Source organism: Streptomyces sp. NBC_01384, from assembly GCF_045040035.1.
In the GTDB taxonomy this organism is placed as follows: domain Bacteria; phylum Actinomycetota; class Actinomycetes; order Streptomycetales; family Streptomycetaceae; genus Streptomyces.
Genome location: NZ_CP109559.1, coordinates 65,625 through 80,577, shown reverse-complemented (window position 1 = coordinate 80,577; position 14,953 = coordinate 65,625). Strand labels below are relative to the sequence as shown.

At 69.2% G+C, this 14,953-nt stretch carries 18 protein-coding genes and 1 pseudogene; 9 read left to right on the top strand and 10 right to left on the bottom strand.

The window, feature by feature from the left end; all coding sequences use genetic code 11:
- The first annotated feature begins 397 nt into the window (after positions 1 to 397).
- Positions 398 to 1,003, top strand: a complete 606-nt coding sequence (locus tag OG747_RS00415; protein WP_405876664.1) for a lamin tail domain-containing protein — start codon at positions 398 to 400, stop codon at positions 1,001 to 1,003.
- 539 nt (positions 1,004 to 1,542) lie between these two features.
- Here OG747_RS00415 and OG747_RS00410 read toward each other — a convergent pair.
- Positions 1,543 to 1,872, bottom strand: coding sequence for an antibiotic biosynthesis monooxygenase family protein (locus OG747_RS00410; RefSeq protein WP_405885391.1), 330 nt, complete (start codon positions 1,870 to 1,872; stop codon positions 1,543 to 1,545).
- Between the two features lie 560 nt (positions 1,873 to 2,432).
- On the opposite strand from OG747_RS00410, the gene OG747_RS00405 reads away from it, so the two are divergent.
- The 4 genes from OG747_RS00405 to OG747_RS00390 all read left to right on the top strand — a co-directional run bounded on the left by OG747_RS00405 (position 2,433) and on the right by OG747_RS00390 (position 4,519).
- Positions 2,433 to 3,008 carry a hypothetical protein gene (locus tag OG747_RS00405; protein WP_405876662.1) on the top strand — a complete coding sequence of 192 codons (576 nt, stop codon included), beginning with the start codon at positions 2,433 to 2,435 and terminating at the stop codon, positions 3,006 to 3,008.
- A gap of 83 nt (positions 3,009 to 3,091) precedes the next feature.
- The gene (locus OG747_RS00400; protein WP_405876660.1) at positions 3,092 to 3,358 is read left to right on the top strand and encodes a hypothetical protein; all 267 of its coding nucleotides are present in this window, start codon (positions 3,092 to 3,094) and stop codon (positions 3,356 to 3,358) included.
- Between the two features lie 228 nt (positions 3,359 to 3,586).
- On the top strand, positions 3,587 to 3,961 hold the full coding sequence (locus OG747_RS00395; protein WP_405876658.1) for a hypothetical protein: 375 nt from the start codon (positions 3,587 to 3,589) through the stop codon (positions 3,959 to 3,961).
- A gap of 198 nt (positions 3,962 to 4,159) precedes the next feature.
- Positions 4,160 to 4,519, top strand: a complete 360-nt coding sequence (locus OG747_RS00390) for an ArsR/SmtB family transcription factor (RefSeq protein ID WP_405876656.1) — start codon at positions 4,160 to 4,162, stop codon at positions 4,517 to 4,519.
- A 449-nt stretch (positions 4,520 to 4,968) separates the two neighbouring features.
- Here the strand turns inward: OG747_RS00390 and OG747_RS00385 are convergent, their stop codons facing one another.
- The 5 genes and pseudogenes from OG747_RS00385 to OG747_RS00365 all read right to left on the bottom strand — a co-directional run bounded on the left by OG747_RS00385 (position 4,969) and on the right by OG747_RS00365 (position 9,413).
- Complete coding sequence (locus tag OG747_RS00385; protein ID WP_405876654.1) at positions 4,969 to 5,097, bottom strand: hypothetical protein; 129 nt, start codon at positions 5,095 to 5,097, stop codon at positions 4,969 to 4,971.
- A gap of 91 nt (positions 5,098 to 5,188) precedes the next feature.
- Positions 5,189 to 5,929 (bottom strand): SDR family NAD(P)-dependent oxidoreductase, encoded by a 741-nt coding sequence (locus tag OG747_RS00380; RefSeq protein ID WP_405876652.1) that lies wholly within the window; start codon positions 5,927 to 5,929, stop codon positions 5,189 to 5,191.
- Between the two features lie 577 nt (positions 5,930 to 6,506).
- Positions 6,507 to 7,343, bottom strand: a complete 837-nt coding sequence (locus OG747_RS00375) for a hypothetical protein (RefSeq protein ID WP_405876650.1) — start codon at positions 7,341 to 7,343, stop codon at positions 6,507 to 6,509.
- A gap of 175 nt (positions 7,344 to 7,518) precedes the next feature.
- Positions 7,519 to 8,376, bottom strand: coding sequence for an oxidoreductase (locus OG747_RS00370; RefSeq protein ID WP_405876648.1), 858 nt, complete (start codon positions 8,374 to 8,376; stop codon positions 7,519 to 7,521).
- A 33-nt stretch (positions 8,377 to 8,409) separates the two neighbouring features.
- Positions 8,410 to 9,413, bottom strand: a pseudogene (locus tag OG747_RS00365) (IS5 family transposase).
- Between the two features lie 87 nt (positions 9,414 to 9,500).
- Here OG747_RS00365 and OG747_RS00360 point away from each other — a divergent pair.
- From OG747_RS00360 to OG747_RS00350, 3 genes are all read left to right on the top strand, one after another.
- Complete coding sequence (locus tag OG747_RS00360; protein ID WP_405876646.1) at positions 9,501 to 9,782, top strand: enoyl-CoA hydratase-related protein; 282 nt, start codon at positions 9,501 to 9,503, stop codon at positions 9,780 to 9,782.
- A 501-nt stretch (positions 9,783 to 10,283) separates the two neighbouring features.
- Positions 10,284 to 11,486 carry a hypothetical protein gene (locus OG747_RS00355; protein ID WP_405876644.1) on the top strand — a complete coding sequence of 401 codons (1,203 nt, stop codon included), beginning with the start codon at positions 10,284 to 10,286 and terminating at the stop codon, positions 11,484 to 11,486.
- Positions 11,458 to 11,994, top strand: coding sequence for a zinc ribbon domain-containing protein (locus OG747_RS00350; RefSeq protein ID WP_405876642.1), 537 nt, complete (start codon positions 11,458 to 11,460; stop codon positions 11,992 to 11,994). Before OG747_RS00355 ends, OG747_RS00350 begins: the two co-directional genes overlap by 29 nt.
- Here the strand turns inward: OG747_RS00350 and OG747_RS00345 are convergent.
- From OG747_RS00345 to OG747_RS00335, 3 genes are all read right to left on the bottom strand, one after another.
- Positions 11,882 to 12,151 (bottom strand): SDR family NAD(P)-dependent oxidoreductase, encoded by a 270-nt coding sequence (locus OG747_RS00345; RefSeq protein ID WP_405876640.1) that lies wholly within the window; start codon positions 12,149 to 12,151, stop codon positions 11,882 to 11,884. The genes OG747_RS00350 and OG747_RS00345 overlap by 113 nt on opposite strands.
- A 96-nt stretch (positions 12,152 to 12,247) precedes the next feature.
- On the bottom strand, positions 12,248 to 12,478 hold the full coding sequence (locus OG747_RS00340) for a hypothetical protein (RefSeq protein ID WP_405876638.1): 231 nt from the start codon (positions 12,476 to 12,478) through the stop codon (positions 12,248 to 12,250).
- A 161-nt stretch (positions 12,479 to 12,639) separates the two neighbouring features.
- On the bottom strand, positions 12,640 to 12,756 hold the full coding sequence (locus OG747_RS00335; RefSeq protein ID WP_405876636.1) for a thioesterase, FlK family: 117 nt from the start codon (positions 12,754 to 12,756) through the stop codon (positions 12,640 to 12,642).
- A 666-nt stretch (positions 12,757 to 13,422) separates the two neighbouring features.
- Between OG747_RS00335 and OG747_RS00330 the strand changes: the two genes are divergently transcribed.
- Positions 13,423 to 13,917, top strand: a complete 495-nt coding sequence (locus OG747_RS00330) for a peptidylprolyl isomerase (protein WP_405876634.1) — start codon at positions 13,423 to 13,425, stop codon at positions 13,915 to 13,917.
- A 535-nt stretch (positions 13,918 to 14,452) separates the two neighbouring features.
- On the opposite strand, the gene OG747_RS00325 is transcribed toward OG747_RS00330, so the two are convergent.
- Positions 14,453 to 14,932: a MarR family winged helix-turn-helix transcriptional regulator gene (locus OG747_RS00325; protein WP_405876632.1), complete on the bottom strand. Its 480-nt coding sequence runs from the start codon at positions 14,930 to 14,932 to the stop codon at positions 14,453 to 14,455.
- Positions 14,933 to 14,953 lie beyond the last annotated feature (21 nt).

Below are 14,953 nucleotides of genomic sequence, written 5' to 3'. Positions count from 1 at the left end.
GGGGGACCCGCTCCGCCCCGTACAGCCCAGCGTTGACGCGGCCGGCGGGTATGAACGGACACGGTACTGGGGCCAAGTGACTGTGATCCACTTTCGGGTGACGGTCCGGGCGAGTGCGGCACGGTGCGCCCTGGTGAGCATCCGGCGGGGACCTGTGCCTGCAAGGGCACGGAGCCTGACAGACCACCAAGCTGGTGCGTTCAATTCATAAATGGACAGTGCAGGCGAGTGTCACAACGATGTCGGCAATTCGCAACACGGGTCGCATATCACCCAGATCGCTATGAACTGGGGGCAATGTGTGGGCATCGGCCAGCCGGCCGCACACCCGCACCCGCATCCCGTGCACGGACCGAGTCGGCCGTCCACGGGATGCCGGCACCCTCAGGAGGACTTTGTGCCCGCTTCTGCGTCTGTGACCGCCCGTCGTCTCGCCGCCGCCATGCTGACGGTGGCGGCGGTGGCAGGGTCGGCCGCGCTGCCGGCTTTTGCGGCCGACCACTCCTCACGCCGTGGGGCCGTGGAGATCAGCAACGTCCAGTACAACTTCCCGGGCCGTGACATCCGCTCCAACCAGTCGCTGAACAGAGAGTGGGCGGAGGTCACCAACACCGCCCGCCGCGCGGTGAACCTGGACCGCTGGACGCTGTCGGACCGCGACGGCCACACCTACACCTTCCGCCACTACCGGCTGGACGGAGGCTCCACCGTCCGCGTCCACACCGGCATCGGCCACGACGCCCTCGGCGACGTCTACCAGGACCGCCGCACCCGTGTGTGGGACGACCGCGCCGACACCGCCACCCTGCGCGACGAGGACGGCCGACTCGTCGACGAAGTCTCCTGGGGCGGCCGCCGCCACGGCGACCACGACGGTGATCACCAAAGTGACCGTGGCGGCCGTCTCGGCGGTGACCACCGGGATGGACGCGGCGACCGTCACGGCGACGAGCGCGGCGACCGTTACGACGACGGTGCCGGCCGTCACGACGGCCGTCACTGACTCACTTCTTCCGGTGACCGTCCAGCCGGACACCGGAAGTGGCCGGACAGCGGAAAGATGACTGCCTGGCGGCGCGCGGCGGCCCACCCGATCGCGGCGCGCCGCCCGCTGATTTCGGGCGCTTGCAGCTGCGCTATCATTGATCTTGAGCTTCCCGCCCGGACTTCCGGCGGTGAGCCCGGCGTTGGTGGTCCAAGGAAAGACGTCCCGCTTCCTGCGGGGAGATGCAGGTGCAAGGCCTGCCCGGCGCTCCACACAGGCCCGCCTCCGGAATACCGGAGGCGGGTTTTTCGTGCGATCACGGGATCAAGCGGTGGCGGCGGTAACGGACGCGGGAGCAGCTTGGTTCCGCCGTCGGCGGTGAGTTCATCCCCGGGCGGAGGCGTGGCCCCGGCAGTCCTTTGACGGTATGCCGCAGGCGTGACGAAACGCGCGGCCGAAGCCGGCGGCTCACGGGAAGTCGGCACGCCGCCGCTGCTTCGTCGCCCCCTGCCCGGGGCCGAGACGCTCCCGTACTCCTGTCGCCCGCGACGACCTGCCTACGAGCTCGTCGGCGCCGCCTGCTGCACGACCTCGAAGGACCACAGCGTGGACCCGCTCGCCGCCGGCTTGGGACGCTCGCCGCTCTGCGCGTCACCACCCTGGTGGGCCGCCTTCATGGGGCCCTCCATCCAGGCCTGGAAGGACTCCTCGTCACGCCACCGCGTGTAGACGAGGTAGCTGTCGGTGCCTTCGACGGGGCGGAGCAGTTCGAACCACTCGAACCCGTCGGAGCTCTCCACGGCATGGGCACGGGAGGCGAAGCGCTTCTCCAGCGTCTCCCGCTGCTCGGTGGGGACGGCCAGTACGTTGATCTTGACTACGCTCATGACCCCATCCTGCCGCACAGCGGTCGGCAGACGAGGAGCGGCTCGTACATCAGGCGTCTGCGCGGCGCGCCGCCCGGAGCGGCCCCGCCGGAAGTCTCCGGCCGACGTGGTCACCCGGTCTTGGCCACCTCGACGTTGACCCGGCGCCCCGTGGAGTTCCTCCAGGACCGACTCCGGTGTGCGGTCGTCGTCGATGACAAGGCCGAAGTCGGTGAGCGGGGCCAGGGCGTGCAGGGCGCGGCGTTCGGATTTGGTGTGGCCGACGTAGCGGAGCCGCGTGCTCGTCACACGCCCCTGCCCGCTGCCGGCCGACAGCTCCTGCGAGTCGCGGCAGGCACTGACGCCGTAAGCCGCCGCCACGTCGTGACCAGGAGACGGCGGCGGTATGACGCCATGGCGTCATGACGCCGGGAGAGCTCGTGCGCTGCGATCCGGTCGTTTTGGGCAACGGCCCCTCGCCGACGCGCGACCTGCGGCATTCTCGGAACGCAGAGTGCACGGGCGCTCCGGGCGATGCCCGGCCGCCGTCTTCGTCCAACGGCAGGGAGGATGCGGGAACAGTGGGATGGAGGACGGAGGAGTTCGGGGAGTCCCATGAGGGCATCGCGGGAGCGGTCCTCGCCGATGGCAGTGAACCCGGGCCCGTGTACCTGGACGTGGGCAGCGGCAGTGCGGGACACACCACGAGCGAGTGGTGGGCGTACAACGGCCGGTTGCGCCGTCCGCGAGCGGCCGCGTACCGGGCGGCCTGCGCGTGCGGCTGGCGCGGCACGTGCTACCCGATCGACCGGGACCTGATGGAAGACGACCGCCTGGAGGACCTGGACACCTCCGGCCCGTACGACGACTGGTGGGAGCACATCAGCGCCGTCGAACGCCAGACAGTGCCGCTGCCCGCCGGACTCACCGAGGTGATGGACCGGCTGGAGGACCGGTTGGTCGCGCTCGCCGAACAGGCCCCGGTTGCCGCACTCCTGGCGGTGGCCCGGCTGGAGCGCCTTGCCGAATCCGTCGGCCGCGAGGCCGCCTACGGGGCCGAGGCAGACGAGCTGTCGAGCGAGACGATCGGCAAGGCGCTCGGACTCAGCCCGGACAAAGCCCGCTCCCGCCTCACCCGCTACCTCCTGCGCCGTTGAATCCTTCCTGCGAACCAGCTGCGCACCACCCGCCCGGTGCACGCGATGATCCGCTGTCAGTGCCGGGTGCGATCGTGCAGGTCATGGATGAGCTGGAGTTCATGCGGGGCCGTGTCTACGGGGCCGACCACGACGACGCCGGCCCCCGGCCGGGGCGCGTGTACGCGCAACTGGTGGGTGGCCCGTTGGACGGCCTGCTCCTGGACGTCACCGGCTGGAGCGACCAGCAGCGTGCCGACGGCGCCGCCCTGCCGACAGAGATAGGCCGCTACGGTCCCGGAGGCCGCGCCCTGTACGCGCAACGCCCCGGGGAGCGGCGGCACTTCGACTGGGAGGGCGACACCACGTAACCCGGGCCCGGCCCGAACCCGACGCCAATGACACACCAGCCCCCGGTCAGAGGTGGGAAGAGGCTCAGTAGCAGTCGAAAAAGGGTTCTTGCGTGCGCATGTCCGATCACCGGGTGTCAGCCTCGAAGATGCTCAGCCGGTGCCTCGGGTGTACGCATACGGTGCGGTTACGCGGCGGGACAGGCGTTGTCGGCCCCGCCGCGCAGCCGATAACCAAGGGGAGGCGCTATGGCGAGTGTGGAAGTGTCACTGAAGGAAATGATGACCGCGGTCGAGGGGGCGGTGGGGGCGGCCGTCGTCGACTACACCAGCGGCATGGCGCTGGGCACGCTGGGCGGGGGCAAGGACCTGGACCTCACGATCGCCTCCGCCGGCAATACGGATGTCGTCCGCGCGAAGGTGCGCACCATGGAGCAGCTGGGTCTCAAGAGCCGGATCGAGGACATCCTGATCACCCTCAATTCTCAGTACCACCTCCTGCGACTGGTCACCGGACGCAACGGCAATGGCCTGTTCCTCTACCTCGTGCTCGACAAGGCGCGTTCGAACCTGGCGATGGCCCGCCACCAACTCAAGCGTGTCGAGGAGCAGCTGGAAATCTAGGCCGGCCGGAGCCTTCGGCTGACGCGCGCCCATGATGTGAAGACTTCTTCAAGTCACCACATCAGCATGATTCCAATAGGTGGATGCGCGTGGCCGCGGGCGAGAAGGATCGGTACCGACGGACACATCCTGCGGCGGCGCCTTCCGGGCGTCGCCGCACCGTGACGACCATCCCCACGCGGCAGGGAGCGAGCACCGATGCGGGTCCCCCTCTACCAGGCCAAGGCGGAGTTCTTCCGCATGCTCGGACACCCCGTGCGCATCAGGGTCCTGGAACTGCTGCAGCATGGCCCCGTTCCGGTGCGGGACCTGCTCGCCGACATCGAGATCGAGCCGTCCAGCCTGTCGCAGCAACTGGCCGTCCTGCGTCGTTCCGGCATCGTGGTGTCCATCCGGGAGGGCTCCACCGTCAGCTACGCGCTGGCCGGCGGTGACGTCGCAGAGCTCCTGTGCTCGGCCCGCCGCATTCTCACCGAGCTGCTGGCCGGGCAGAACGAACTGCTGGTCGAACTGCGGCAGAACGACACGTCTTTGCCGCCGGTGCCCTCCAACGGCTGAAGGCTGCCGTACGCGGGGTCCATGGCGGCCGGCGCATTCGCCCGGCCGGGCCGCCCGCGCCCGGAACGCCTGACGTTTTACGGGCGGGTTGGTCCGTCGGCAAGCCCAACCGGCTTGACGAACCTCCCCGGCCTTCACGCCGGGGAGGAGTCACCTGACTACTCCGCAGTCGCTCACTTGTCGCTCGAAACTCAAACGGTCACCCTCGCTTGCACAGCTTGCTCATGTCGAACCCCCGGCGGGCCTTTTGGCGGACGGAGAGGAACGTCGTCCGGCTGCCGCTCACCTACGCCCGCAGCGCCACCCTGGCGACGTGCCCGCTTCCGATCCGATCGATAACCAGGCAGGAACAACGGACAGTTGAAAACCCTCTCCATTGATCTCGTCGGCCCGCGGTCCGGTCGGCAACTGAGGCACGGGCCGCGCCGGGGCGACGTCTGCAGGCCACTTCACATGGTCAGCCTGCGGCCGCCGGGGTATGGGTAGCACCGCACGGCGCGAGCCCGGACGCGCTGCGCGAACCGGGCTCTCCACTGGATCCGGGCGAGGACGGTGGGACCCAGATCCATCGCGGTCATCGTCTTTTCCTTCGCTCAGGATCTGCCTGCAAGCCGGTACCGGGCGGCCGTGGGGCAGTCGCCTGATGGCAGGACAAGCGACGTGATGACGTCAGCCGATGGCGAGCTGGCCACCACGGGCTTCAAGGACGGTGCCGGTGACGTAGCTGGCCCGGGAGGAAACAAGGAAGAGGACTGCCTCGGCGATCTCTTCGGGCTCCGCGGCGCGTCCCAAGACGGTGGTCCGCCCAATCATCTGGAGGGCCTCCTCGCCCATGTCCGCGCTCCCGGGGGTACGGACGGGGCCGCAGGCCACAGCGTTCACGCGGACGCCCTGCGCGCCGAACTCCGCGGCCCACACGCGAGTCAGAAGTTCGAGGGCTGCTTTGGAAGCCCCGTAGGCCGCTGCGCCCTGAGCCGGAGTGGTGGCCGCCAACGTGCTCAGATTGATGATGACGCCATGTCCCCGTGCGGTCATCCCCGGGGCGAGCGCGCCGACCAGCAGTAGTGGAGCCCGTGTGTTGATGGCCATATGGGTGTCGAACATCCCGGCTGTGGTGTTCGGGGTGCTGGCGAACTGATAGATGCCCGCGTTGTTGACCAGAACATCCACCTCGCCGGCTTCAGCGGCGAGGCGCAGCACGTCGTCGGGATCGGCCAGGTCGGCGGCGACGAACCGGGCGGTTCCGCCCGCGGCGGCGATGGTGCCCACCGTCTCGGCTCCGCGGTGCTCGTCCCGCCCGTGGACGATGACCGTGGCACCCAGCGTGGCCAGGCGGCCGGCGATGGCCTGGCCGATGCCGGCGGTGGCGCCGGTGACGAGGGCGGTGGATCCCGACAGTTCCGCGCTCACAGAGGCTCCTTGTGTCGGTCAGGACGTGCGGCGGTGCCGGCGCCGTCCTTCTTGTGATGCGACACCGGCGGACGGCCCCTGATGCCCGGTCGGCCCGCTGCGGCCGAGCCGGCCACCGTCCGTGTTCGATGTGTATCTCATCTCCCTGGCCTTGGACGCGGGGCTCGCCGTCATGAGGCCGAAAGGGCGTCTTCGTCGCGCGGCCGCGGGAGGACCGGCGTGCGCGTGAGGGCCGATGCCTGATCAACGCACCGGCAGGCTCCTGTGAGGGAGGACGCGGTGGAGTCCGCCCCGGCTCCGGCTGCCCAGCACGGTCCGTTGCGTGAACAGCCGTCGGTCGAGGGCCAGTTGCTCGGCCTCCCAAGCCGCCGGCACGTCGTTGATGCGACCCCGATGCCAGGTCGGTTCCCGTCCGAGGGCGATGGCGTTGCAGGCGGCCTGGGAGGTGGTGCTGGTTGTCGCAGGGGGAGTGGGACAGAAGGTGGCATCTCCCGTCAGGCCCGTGCGCCCGAACATCATGCGGTCCACCAAGAGGGCGCTCAGGTCGTGTCCGGCCGATCATGTGATGCCGCGGTCCTCACGTAACGCGAGGCATGCGGATGTTGCCGTACTTCGGGTTCGGCTCCTCGCGCACCACCTGGGCCAGCGCGGGTCCGCTGATCTCTCCTGGGCATCCCTGCGGCGGGTGGCCAGGTATGTCGCGGACCTTGTAGTAGACGCACACCAGCCGGTATTCGCCCGGCCCCCAGGATCCGCCGCCGTACGGCACCATCTGCTTATTGCAGACCGGGCACCGCGTCTGCGGCCGCACCAGCACCCTGGGTTCGCTGAAGACGTGCGGCAGGCGCTGGTCGGTGATGGCCTGCCGCGGCAGGGACAGACCATAGTACTCGCCCATGATCCGGTACACGTCCGACATCGTCACATCGTCGGACTCATCGTCTCTGTGGACGCGGTCGGAGAGCACGACGAATCCGCCCTCGGCGACCAAGCGGCGGGTGAGCGGGTGGTCTGTCTCGTTGGTGTTGTACTCCCAGAACATCCAATCGTGCTTCCCGTCCACGCTGACGCTGATGATCGGCGGGTCCATGGTGCTGTCCCAGATACTGACGACGGTGTGCTTCGACCACATGTCCCTGCCCGGGGCGAGCCGGTCTACGCGGTCACGGGCCTCGGGAGACTCGACCGCGAACGCCCAGCCGTTGCCGGTTTCGCCCAGCATCGCGTAGTCGGGCAGGTCCCACGGTCCAGGGGAGAGCTTCAGCATTTCGTGGGCGGTGTCCGGGTCCATGACGGTGCCGGGCTGCGCGCCCAGGTAGACGGCCAGTTCCTCCTGGCCGATCCCTTTCACCATCGTGAGGGAGAAGCCTCCACGGCCCAGCTCGTCGTCTATCCACTCGATTCCGTCACTCATGATCGCGACCCTAGCGGGCAGGTGTGACAGCGGCCCCGGATGTTCTTCACTGCCGAGCCCAGCGGACCGCGCCATCACCCAACCAAGCCAACGAGCAGAGGAGTTGAGCGGGGGAGATGACGGCAACCGGGTGAGCGTGAGCGTCGGCTGCGGGGTTGTTCAAGCTGCCTTCGCCCTACCCGAGCTCGGCGATGTCCTCCGTGCTCAACCTCAGCGCGCCAGCGGCGATGTTCTCCTCCAAGTGGTCCAGCGAGCCTGTGCCGGGGATAAGAAGGATGTTCGGAGACCGGGCCAGCAGCCAAGCCAGCGCCACCTGCGGCACGGTCACGCGGTGCCGGGCCGCGACGGTGTCCAGGTGCTCGGCCGTGATCGGCTGGAAACCGCCGACTGGGAAGAAGGGGACATAGGCAATGCCGGCCTCCGCGCAGGCGTCGATGAGCAGGTCGTCATCGCGCCGGGACACGTTGTAGAGGTTCTGGACACAGGCGATCGGCGCGATCTTGCGGGCCTCGGTGAACTCGGCGGCTGTGACGTTGGAGATGCCCAGATGGCGGATCAGGCCCTCCTCGCGCAGCGCGAGCAGGGTCTCCAGGGGCGCGGCCAAGGGTGTCCCGGTCCGGTCGAGGTCGCCCAACCGCAGGTTCACCACATCCAGGCGGTCCAGGCCGAGCGAGCGCAGGTTCGCCTCGATGCCACGGCGCAGGTTGTCAGGGGTGAGACCGGTCTTTTCCGCCGCCGGCAGGGCGATATCAGAGCCCTCGACCAGCGCGCCAACCTTGGTCGCGATCACCAGGTCGTCCGGGTAGGGGTGCAGCGCCTCCTGGATCAGCTCGTTGGCCGCCACCCCGTCACGCGAGTAGTAGTGCGAGGTATCGATGTGGTTCACCCCGAGTTCCACGGCCCGGCGCAGGATAGCCAGTGCCGTTTCCCGGCTGGGCCGGTCGCCCCTCGGCCAACCGGTCAGCTTCATCGCGCCGTACCCGATCCTCGCGACGCTCAAGTCGCCGCCCAGTGCACATCGTTCTGTCGTCACGATCAGCACCCTAGGGCGCGTATCTGGTTTTGATCAAGGGGTGGCCCGCGCGAGCTCCTTGATCCAGATCATCGAGCCGCGCAGGTGGACTCCGGCGAGGTAGCTCTTGGGTGTCTTGTCGTAGCGGGTGGCGATGCCTCTCCACGCCTTGAGCTTGTTGATCAGACGCTCGACTGTGTTCCGCTCTTTGTAGAGCGCGGTGTCGTGGCTGACGGGCCGGCCGCCCCGGCTGCCCTTCTTCTTGCGGTTGGCGGCCTGGTCCTTCTTCTCCGGGATGACCGCCTTGATGCGTCGTTTGCGCAGGTAGGAGCGATTGCCGCGGGACGAGTAGGCCTTGTCGCCGGCAGCAGCGTCGGGCCGGGTCCGGGGGCGGCCGACCGGCCCGGGCACCCGGACTTTCTTGAGTACCGGGATGAACTGCGGGCTGTCCGCCGCCTGGCCGGCGGTCAGGACGAAGACCAGCGGGCGGCACTTGCGGTCGGCGGCGACGTGGATCTTGCTGGTCTGCCCGCCCCTCGAGCGTCCGAGCAGGGCTGCTTTCAGGCGGGCCTTGTGCCGGCGCCGGATACGTCGCCGTTCCTCCCGCTCGGGATCAGCTAAAGCACCCTGCCCGTCTTGTCCTTCCGGACTGCCCCCTTTTGGCGGGCATTCTCCTCCTCGGCGGCCGCCTTCTCCAAGGCGGCCATGACCTCTTGGCCGAGGTGCATCCCGGCAGCGTCGTGGTGAGCCCGGGCGGTGGTGGAATCCACACTGACCAGGGACAAGTCCACCTCACCCCGCTTCGCGGCCTCCGCGATCATCCCCTCCAGAAGCGCCTCGAAGACCCCGGCGTCCCGCCACTGCCGGAACCGGTTGGACACAGTCGTCCAGGCGCCGAACTCACTCGGCACCTCACGCCACTGCGCACCCGCCCTGAACCGCCAGATCACTCCCTCGAACTGCTGCCGCAGCCGCTCCGGGTACGGACCCCGCTCGCCGACCGGCAGGTACGGCTCGATCAACGCCCACTCGGCATCAGTCAGTTGCGCACGCGTCATACACGACGATCTACCGGATCCACCCCACCGCGCGGGCCAGATCCGGCAGATTGATCGAAACCAGATACGCGCCCTAGTGCCGAGATCTTGCCGGCAGGGCCTGGCCCGGGAACGCGTACGGCAACCGTTGACGATCGTGGTGCCAGCCTGGATGACATCACCAAGCCCGCCGACTGGGATCGCACCATCGCCGAGGGCCGCCGCGTCAGGCAGCGCCTGGTCGATCTGGAGATGCCCATCATCGCGGCGGTCAACGGCTCTGCCTCTGCGCACAGTGAGTACGTACTGCTGTCCGACATCGTCATCGCCGCGGACACCGCGGTCTTCACCGATTTCCCGCACCTGACCTTCGGGATCGTTCCGGGCTGAGGTCCCCCGAGATGCGAAGAGAGCTGACAGCGGGTCAGATGAGACTCATCAGTGGAGCTGACCGGTCTCGCCGCGCTCGCGGTCGCGGAGTTGGTTCGCCGGGGTGGAGTTGCCTGTGGTTCTTGTCGGACGAGATCCTGCTCGGCTTCGGGCGGACCAGGCATCCACCCGCACCGCCGGCTGACTGTTCGCGGCCCGTCGCCGCTCGGATGCCGCCGTCGCGGTGCGGAGGGTCTTCAACTGTTGGGTGTTTGGCTTGAGCGGGCTGGTTGATGCTATTTCGTGTCATCGGTGCGGATCCTCAGGATCTGCCACTGCTTTCATCCTGGCTGGTTAGGGTTTCCGTCGACTTTGAGAGACGCGGGTGTTCACCGTCTTGTCCTCGTCGGATGCCGACGATCGTGGTCTTCCCGCACTTTCCCGGCCTTCCCGGACCCTGAGGGTGCGGGAAGGCCGTGTCTTTGTGTGATGGTCGGTCGTTAGGCCGATCGGAGTGCCGGGATGCGGCCGCTGCTGAAGATGGCCGGACGCGTGCGGGAAAGCGGGGTGGCGGGCATGGCCAGGCTGATGGCGACGACCACGTGCACCGCCTTCTCCGGTGTGCTGGAGGGCAGTGGTGAGCGGGTCGGGCAGCGGGTCCTGCTGGAACGGGTGGGTTTTCTCGCGGAGTTGAGCCAGACGCTGGCCGGTGCTCTGGTGGCCGCCCGGTGGGATGAGGATTCCCTGGATGTGCTGGCCGCCGGGGTGGATGAGCGGGGCGAGGCGCTGCCGTCCAAGGGGTGGATGGCGCTGCGCCGCCTGAACTGGCCGCAGACTGTCACGCCCCCGGCGGGGGTGTACGTCTCGGACCGGGTGCGCCGGGGCGTGGAGGAGTACGCGGCGCGCACGCTGCGGCTGGCCCTGCACCGGCGCACCATCGTGGCCGCGGTCCTGGCCACCTGGCCGGATGATCCGCGGCGGCGCACGGAGGCGGAGTGGACAGCACTGCGTGCGGTGTTGCCCGCCCACGTGAGTGGTGCGGAGATCCGCAACCGCACCCGGCAGATCGGCGCGTATGTAACCGAGCACGGGCAGTTGCCCGCCGGGCTGTGCGCCCTGGAGGGCCCGCCCCGGGTGGCCGGGCAGGTGTTGCTGGCGGCGATGGACCGCCAACAGGTCACCCTGGCCCGGGTGGACGAGGTCACCGCCCGGCTGCGGGTCAAACTCCCCCTGCGCGCCGCCCCGGCCACGGGGCGGGACTGGGCCTGGCACGTGATCGACATCCGGCTGCCCGGCACCATCACACCCGACGCGGTGCTGCACACCCCGACCCTGCGCACCACCCGCACGGGCCGGATCGCCGTCGACCTGCCACACTCCTGGCCCGCCCCAGCCACCAAGACGAGCAGGCATACCGTGGCACTCGGCTTCGACTGGGGTGTCAACACCCTGCTCACCGGCATCCTGGGCCGCCTGACCGGCCAGGGCCCGGCCAGGCGGGTGGTCACCGACGGCCGTCCTGGTCTTCGACGCCACCACGGTCAGTGCCGCCCTGCACCGGCTGCGCGGCCACCGCGAGCACCTCGCCGCCAAGCGCGACCACTACCAGGCCCTCGCGGACGGGCTCGGCTCCCCGCACCCGGCCTGGGGCGAACACCTCAACCGGGCCCGGGTACTGGAGGTGGAGCACGGCCGGGTGTGTGCCCGCATCCGGCACCTGAATGATGCGCTGGCCTGGGCGGCGGCCCGCTGGGCCGTCGACCAGGCGACCGCCCTCGGCGCGAGCGTCATCTACCTCGAAGACCTCACCACCCTGGAAGCCCGCGGCCACCGGCGCGGCAACGCCCGCCTGTCCGGGCAGGTCCGCGGCACGGTCGCCGAGGCGATGCGGCACCTGGGAGCCAAGGCGGGGATCGCGGTGGTCACCGTCCCGGCCCGGGGCACCTCCACACTGTGCCCCGGCTGCCTCGACAAGCTCACCCACCACCCCGCCCCCGACCGACTCGCCGAACGCGGCTGGAAGTGGGCACACTGCACCGGGTGTGGACTGTCGACGGACCGGGACCACGCCGCCGCCCGCCGGATCGTCTCCCGCGGCCTGCTCGCCCAGACCCACACCCTCACCGACCGCGCCACCAACACCCGGACCATCCGCACCACGATCGAGGGCACCGTGCGCCTGGTGAGGCGTCCGAAGAAGACCACCCGCCGCCTGCGCCGACTGCGAATGTGAAGCCCTCGCCGAGTTCGTCCCGTACGGCGCGCAGCTCCGACTTGTCGAGGGCGATGCCGATGACACTGGTGCCCGTGGCGACGAGCGCGGCGCAGAGCGCGCGCCCGAAGCCGCGGCTGGCACCCGTGACGACGGCGGTCTGGAAGGGAAGGGACATCGGACACTCCGAAGTGGTGGTCGGGTTCGGTCCGTATCTAGACCAGTCGGCGCGGGAAAATCCGTCGCCGATTCCGAAACCGGGTGCGTTGTGGAGTCACCCGTGCCGCAACGCAGACGCGGGCCCGTTCGGCGGCGGGGCTTCGGCGAACCTGCTTCCGTCCGGGTGGGCCCACGCTCCCGGTCGGCGTCCGTTCGTGCGCTCGCGGTACTGCTCGACGGTGAACGTGGGCGGGAGGCAGCCGTCGTTCTCGATGAGCGGGAAGCGCGGGTCGATGATGTGCAGGTGCGCGTCGAAGACCGGGCGCTCAGGAACGGGCTTGCTCATGCCGACGCTCCCGAAGCCGCAGTGCGGGCGGACAGTTCCGCCTCGGCTTCGCCTCGAACCGGTCCAGGCCGACCACCCCGCGCCGGTGGGTACCGCGGCAGACCACCGCGGCCTCGTCACGGCGGTGACCTCGAACGGCAGGCGACGCCCGTCCACCTCGGTCAGCCGACGTCGATCGTCAGGGTCTCGCCGGGCGGGGTGGGGGCCTCATGGCTGAGGTCGACATGTACGCCCAGGGTGCGCTCGCCCTCGTCGAGGTGCCCTTTTGGGGCCTGCATGCGGGTCCACTCGACCAGCCCGACGAGGTGGCCGGTGGCCAGGACCCGGGGCGGCGCAGGGACAGCTCGCCGAGGCCGTTGCGCAAGGCGTAGCCGTAGGCCGCTTCCAGCAGTGACCTGCCCCGTCGCCTGTGGCGCATCACGCGGACCCTGCCGCGATGAACACTCAAGAGTGGCCGACCCGAATGCTCGGACTGGCCAACAGAACGGTTCTGACCGCGACTGCGTGATGGGCACGTCCACATCGGCGGTGTTCCAGTGGTCGGTCAGCAGGGCGGCGACCATACCGGACACCAGATCAGCAGCCCGCCCCGCCCGCTCCACCAGCACACCAGCGGACAGGACTTCACCCGTCTCCTCCTCCACGCCCCCACGCAGCAGCCCACGGACACAGGCAGTGCGGGCCGTCCCCCTGGGCGAGCGGCAGGTTCCGGCTCACCACCGCCTCCCTCCCCGCCCACGATGCTGTCATCCGATCAACGACACCCCCTCGAAAAGCTCGCGCAGTCGACCCTCGCACCCGCATACGACACCCGCGCCGGACAGACGGCATGACGCCAGGGGGTGACGAATCACCGTGGATGCCCAAGGAAAGGCGTGAGCCTTGGCCACGGGCCGCGCATGTCCTGTGTCGATCTGAGTCCGTCCGTCGTGGAGAATCGGGCCATGAGTGAGAATGTCTATTTCCAGGTTTCGGCGGGCGGCAAGGACCTCGGCCGGATCGTCTTCAGGCTGTTCGACGATGTCGTGCCGAAGACCGCCCGCAACTTCCGCGAGCTGGCCACCGGCCAGAACGGCTTCGGCTACAAGGGCTCGCCCTTCCATCGGGTCATCCCCGAGTTCATGCTGCAGGGCGGTGACTTCACCAACGGCAACGGCACCGGCGGCAAGAGCATCTACGGCGAGACCTTCGCCGACGAGAACTTCCGGCTCAAGCACGACCGGCCGTTCCTGCTGAGCATGGCCAACGCGGGGCCGGGCACCAACGGCTCGCAGTTCTTCGTCACGACCGTGACGACCCCCTGGCTCGACGGCAAGCATGTCGTCTTCGGCGAGGTCGTCGAGGGCGCGGACATCGTTCAGGCGATCGAGGCCCTCGGCAGCCGCTCCGGCGCCACCGCCAAGAAGATCGTCATCGAGGAGTCCGGCGTCGTCACCTGATCGTCGCCTGATCCACGTCCTGCACTTGAGGTGGCGCTGCTGGGGGAGGAGCCGCTGCGCACGTTGGGCGGCGCGGGAGTCCGAGGAGAGCGGCAAGGACTGGGCGGGGGCCCCGCGAGCCGTACGACGAAGGGATGCCCGTGCCTGAGCGGAGCGAGCTTCCCGGCGGCAGGGCGACCCGCCACTGCCTCGGGACCGACCAGCCCAGGTGCGATGCGCGCGGTGCGGCACCGACGGGCCGATGCGGTACTTCTTCTTCCCCGCCGCGAAGGGCACGCCACTCGCGGTGTGCCGGTGGTGCCACCAGGACGAGCGCCTGCGCCCGGTCCTGGTGGCACCATGTGCCCGTCGACCAGTGGCCGTGGCGCACCCCCGCCTGAAGCTCCACCTGGGTGGTGACGACGGGCTCCTCACGCTCGCCAACGGCCGAGCCCGCCGGCAGGTCACGATCCACCGCTGGACCCACGGGATCGACGACGAAACGGCACGCATCTGCCGGCCGCCGAACTCTCGGCAGCGCTCGGAGAGTTGTGCCTTACTCGGCCCAGGGCGTGAAGCCGGTGTGCAGGACGGCTTCGAGGGATGCGCGCAGTCGGGCTGCGTCGTCAGCGCCGAAGTTGTCCTCGAACTGCGTTTGTACGGCTTTCCACAGTGGCAGCGCCGCCTTCATCCGGGAGAGGCCGTCCGGTGTGATCGTGACGACCCGTGCGCGGCGGTCGGCTGCTGACGGCTCGACGGTCACCAGGCCCTCCCGTGCGAGCGGCTTGAGGTTGGAGGCCATCGTCGTGCGGTCCATAGCGATCATGTCGGCGAGGCTGGTGATCGTCATTTCTCCGTGAGCGCTGAGCTTTTGCAGGATGCTGAACTGCGTCGCACGAAGACCGACCGGGGCCAGGGCCTTGTCGTAAGTCGCGCCGAGGTACCGGGCCGCCTTGCGAAGTGCCAGGTTGTTGCACGGGTCGGCGAGGTTCGTCGGCGTAGGGGTCATGGTCTCCTCCAGGGCTTCTCCACCCATGATAGGAGCATGTGCTCGCAC

Coding starts and splice junctions, on each gene's coding strand:
- OG747_RS00345 (WP_405876640.1), bottom strand. CDS start 12,151: ATGTCCCTTCCCTTCCAGACCGCCGTCGTCACGGGTGCCAGCCGCGGC.
- OG747_RS00400 (WP_405876660.1), top strand. CDS start 3,092: ATGGATGAGCTGGAGTTCATGCGGGGCCGTGTCTACGGGGCCGACCAC.
- OG747_RS00390 (WP_405876656.1), top strand. CDS start 4,160: ATGCGGGTCCCCCTCTACCAGGCCAAGGCGGAGTTCTTCCGCATGCTC.
- OG747_RS00410 (WP_405885391.1), bottom strand. CDS start 1,872: ATGAGCGTAGTCAAGATCAACGTACTGGCCGTCCCCACCGAGCAGCGG.
- OG747_RS00340 (WP_405876638.1), bottom strand. CDS start 12,478: ATGAGCAAGCCCGTTCCTGAGCGCCCGGTCTTCGACGCGCACCTGCAC.
- OG747_RS00375 (WP_405876650.1), bottom strand. CDS start 7,343: ATGAGTGACGGAATCGAGTGGATAGACGACGAGCTGGGCCGTGGAGGC.
- OG747_RS00385 (WP_405876654.1), bottom strand. CDS start 5,097: ATGACCGCGATGGATCTGGGTCCCACCGTCCTCGCCCGGATCCAGTGG.
- OG747_RS00355 (WP_405876644.1), top strand. CDS start 10,284: ATGCGGCCGCTGCTGAAGATGGCCGGACGCGTGCGGGAAAGCGGGGTG.
- OG747_RS00395 (WP_405876658.1), top strand. CDS start 3,587: ATGGCGAGTGTGGAAGTGTCACTGAAGGAAATGATGACCGCGGTCGAG.
- OG747_RS00330 (WP_405876634.1), top strand. CDS start 13,423: ATGAGTGAGAATGTCTATTTCCAGGTTTCGGCGGGCGGCAAGGACCTC.
- OG747_RS00325 (WP_405876632.1), bottom strand. CDS start 14,932: ATGGGTGGAGAAGCCCTGGAGGAGACCATGACCCCTACGCCGACGAAC.
- OG747_RS00335 (WP_405876636.1), bottom strand. CDS start 12,756: ATGCAGGCCCCAAAAGGGCACCTCGACGAGGGCGAGCGCACCCTGGGC.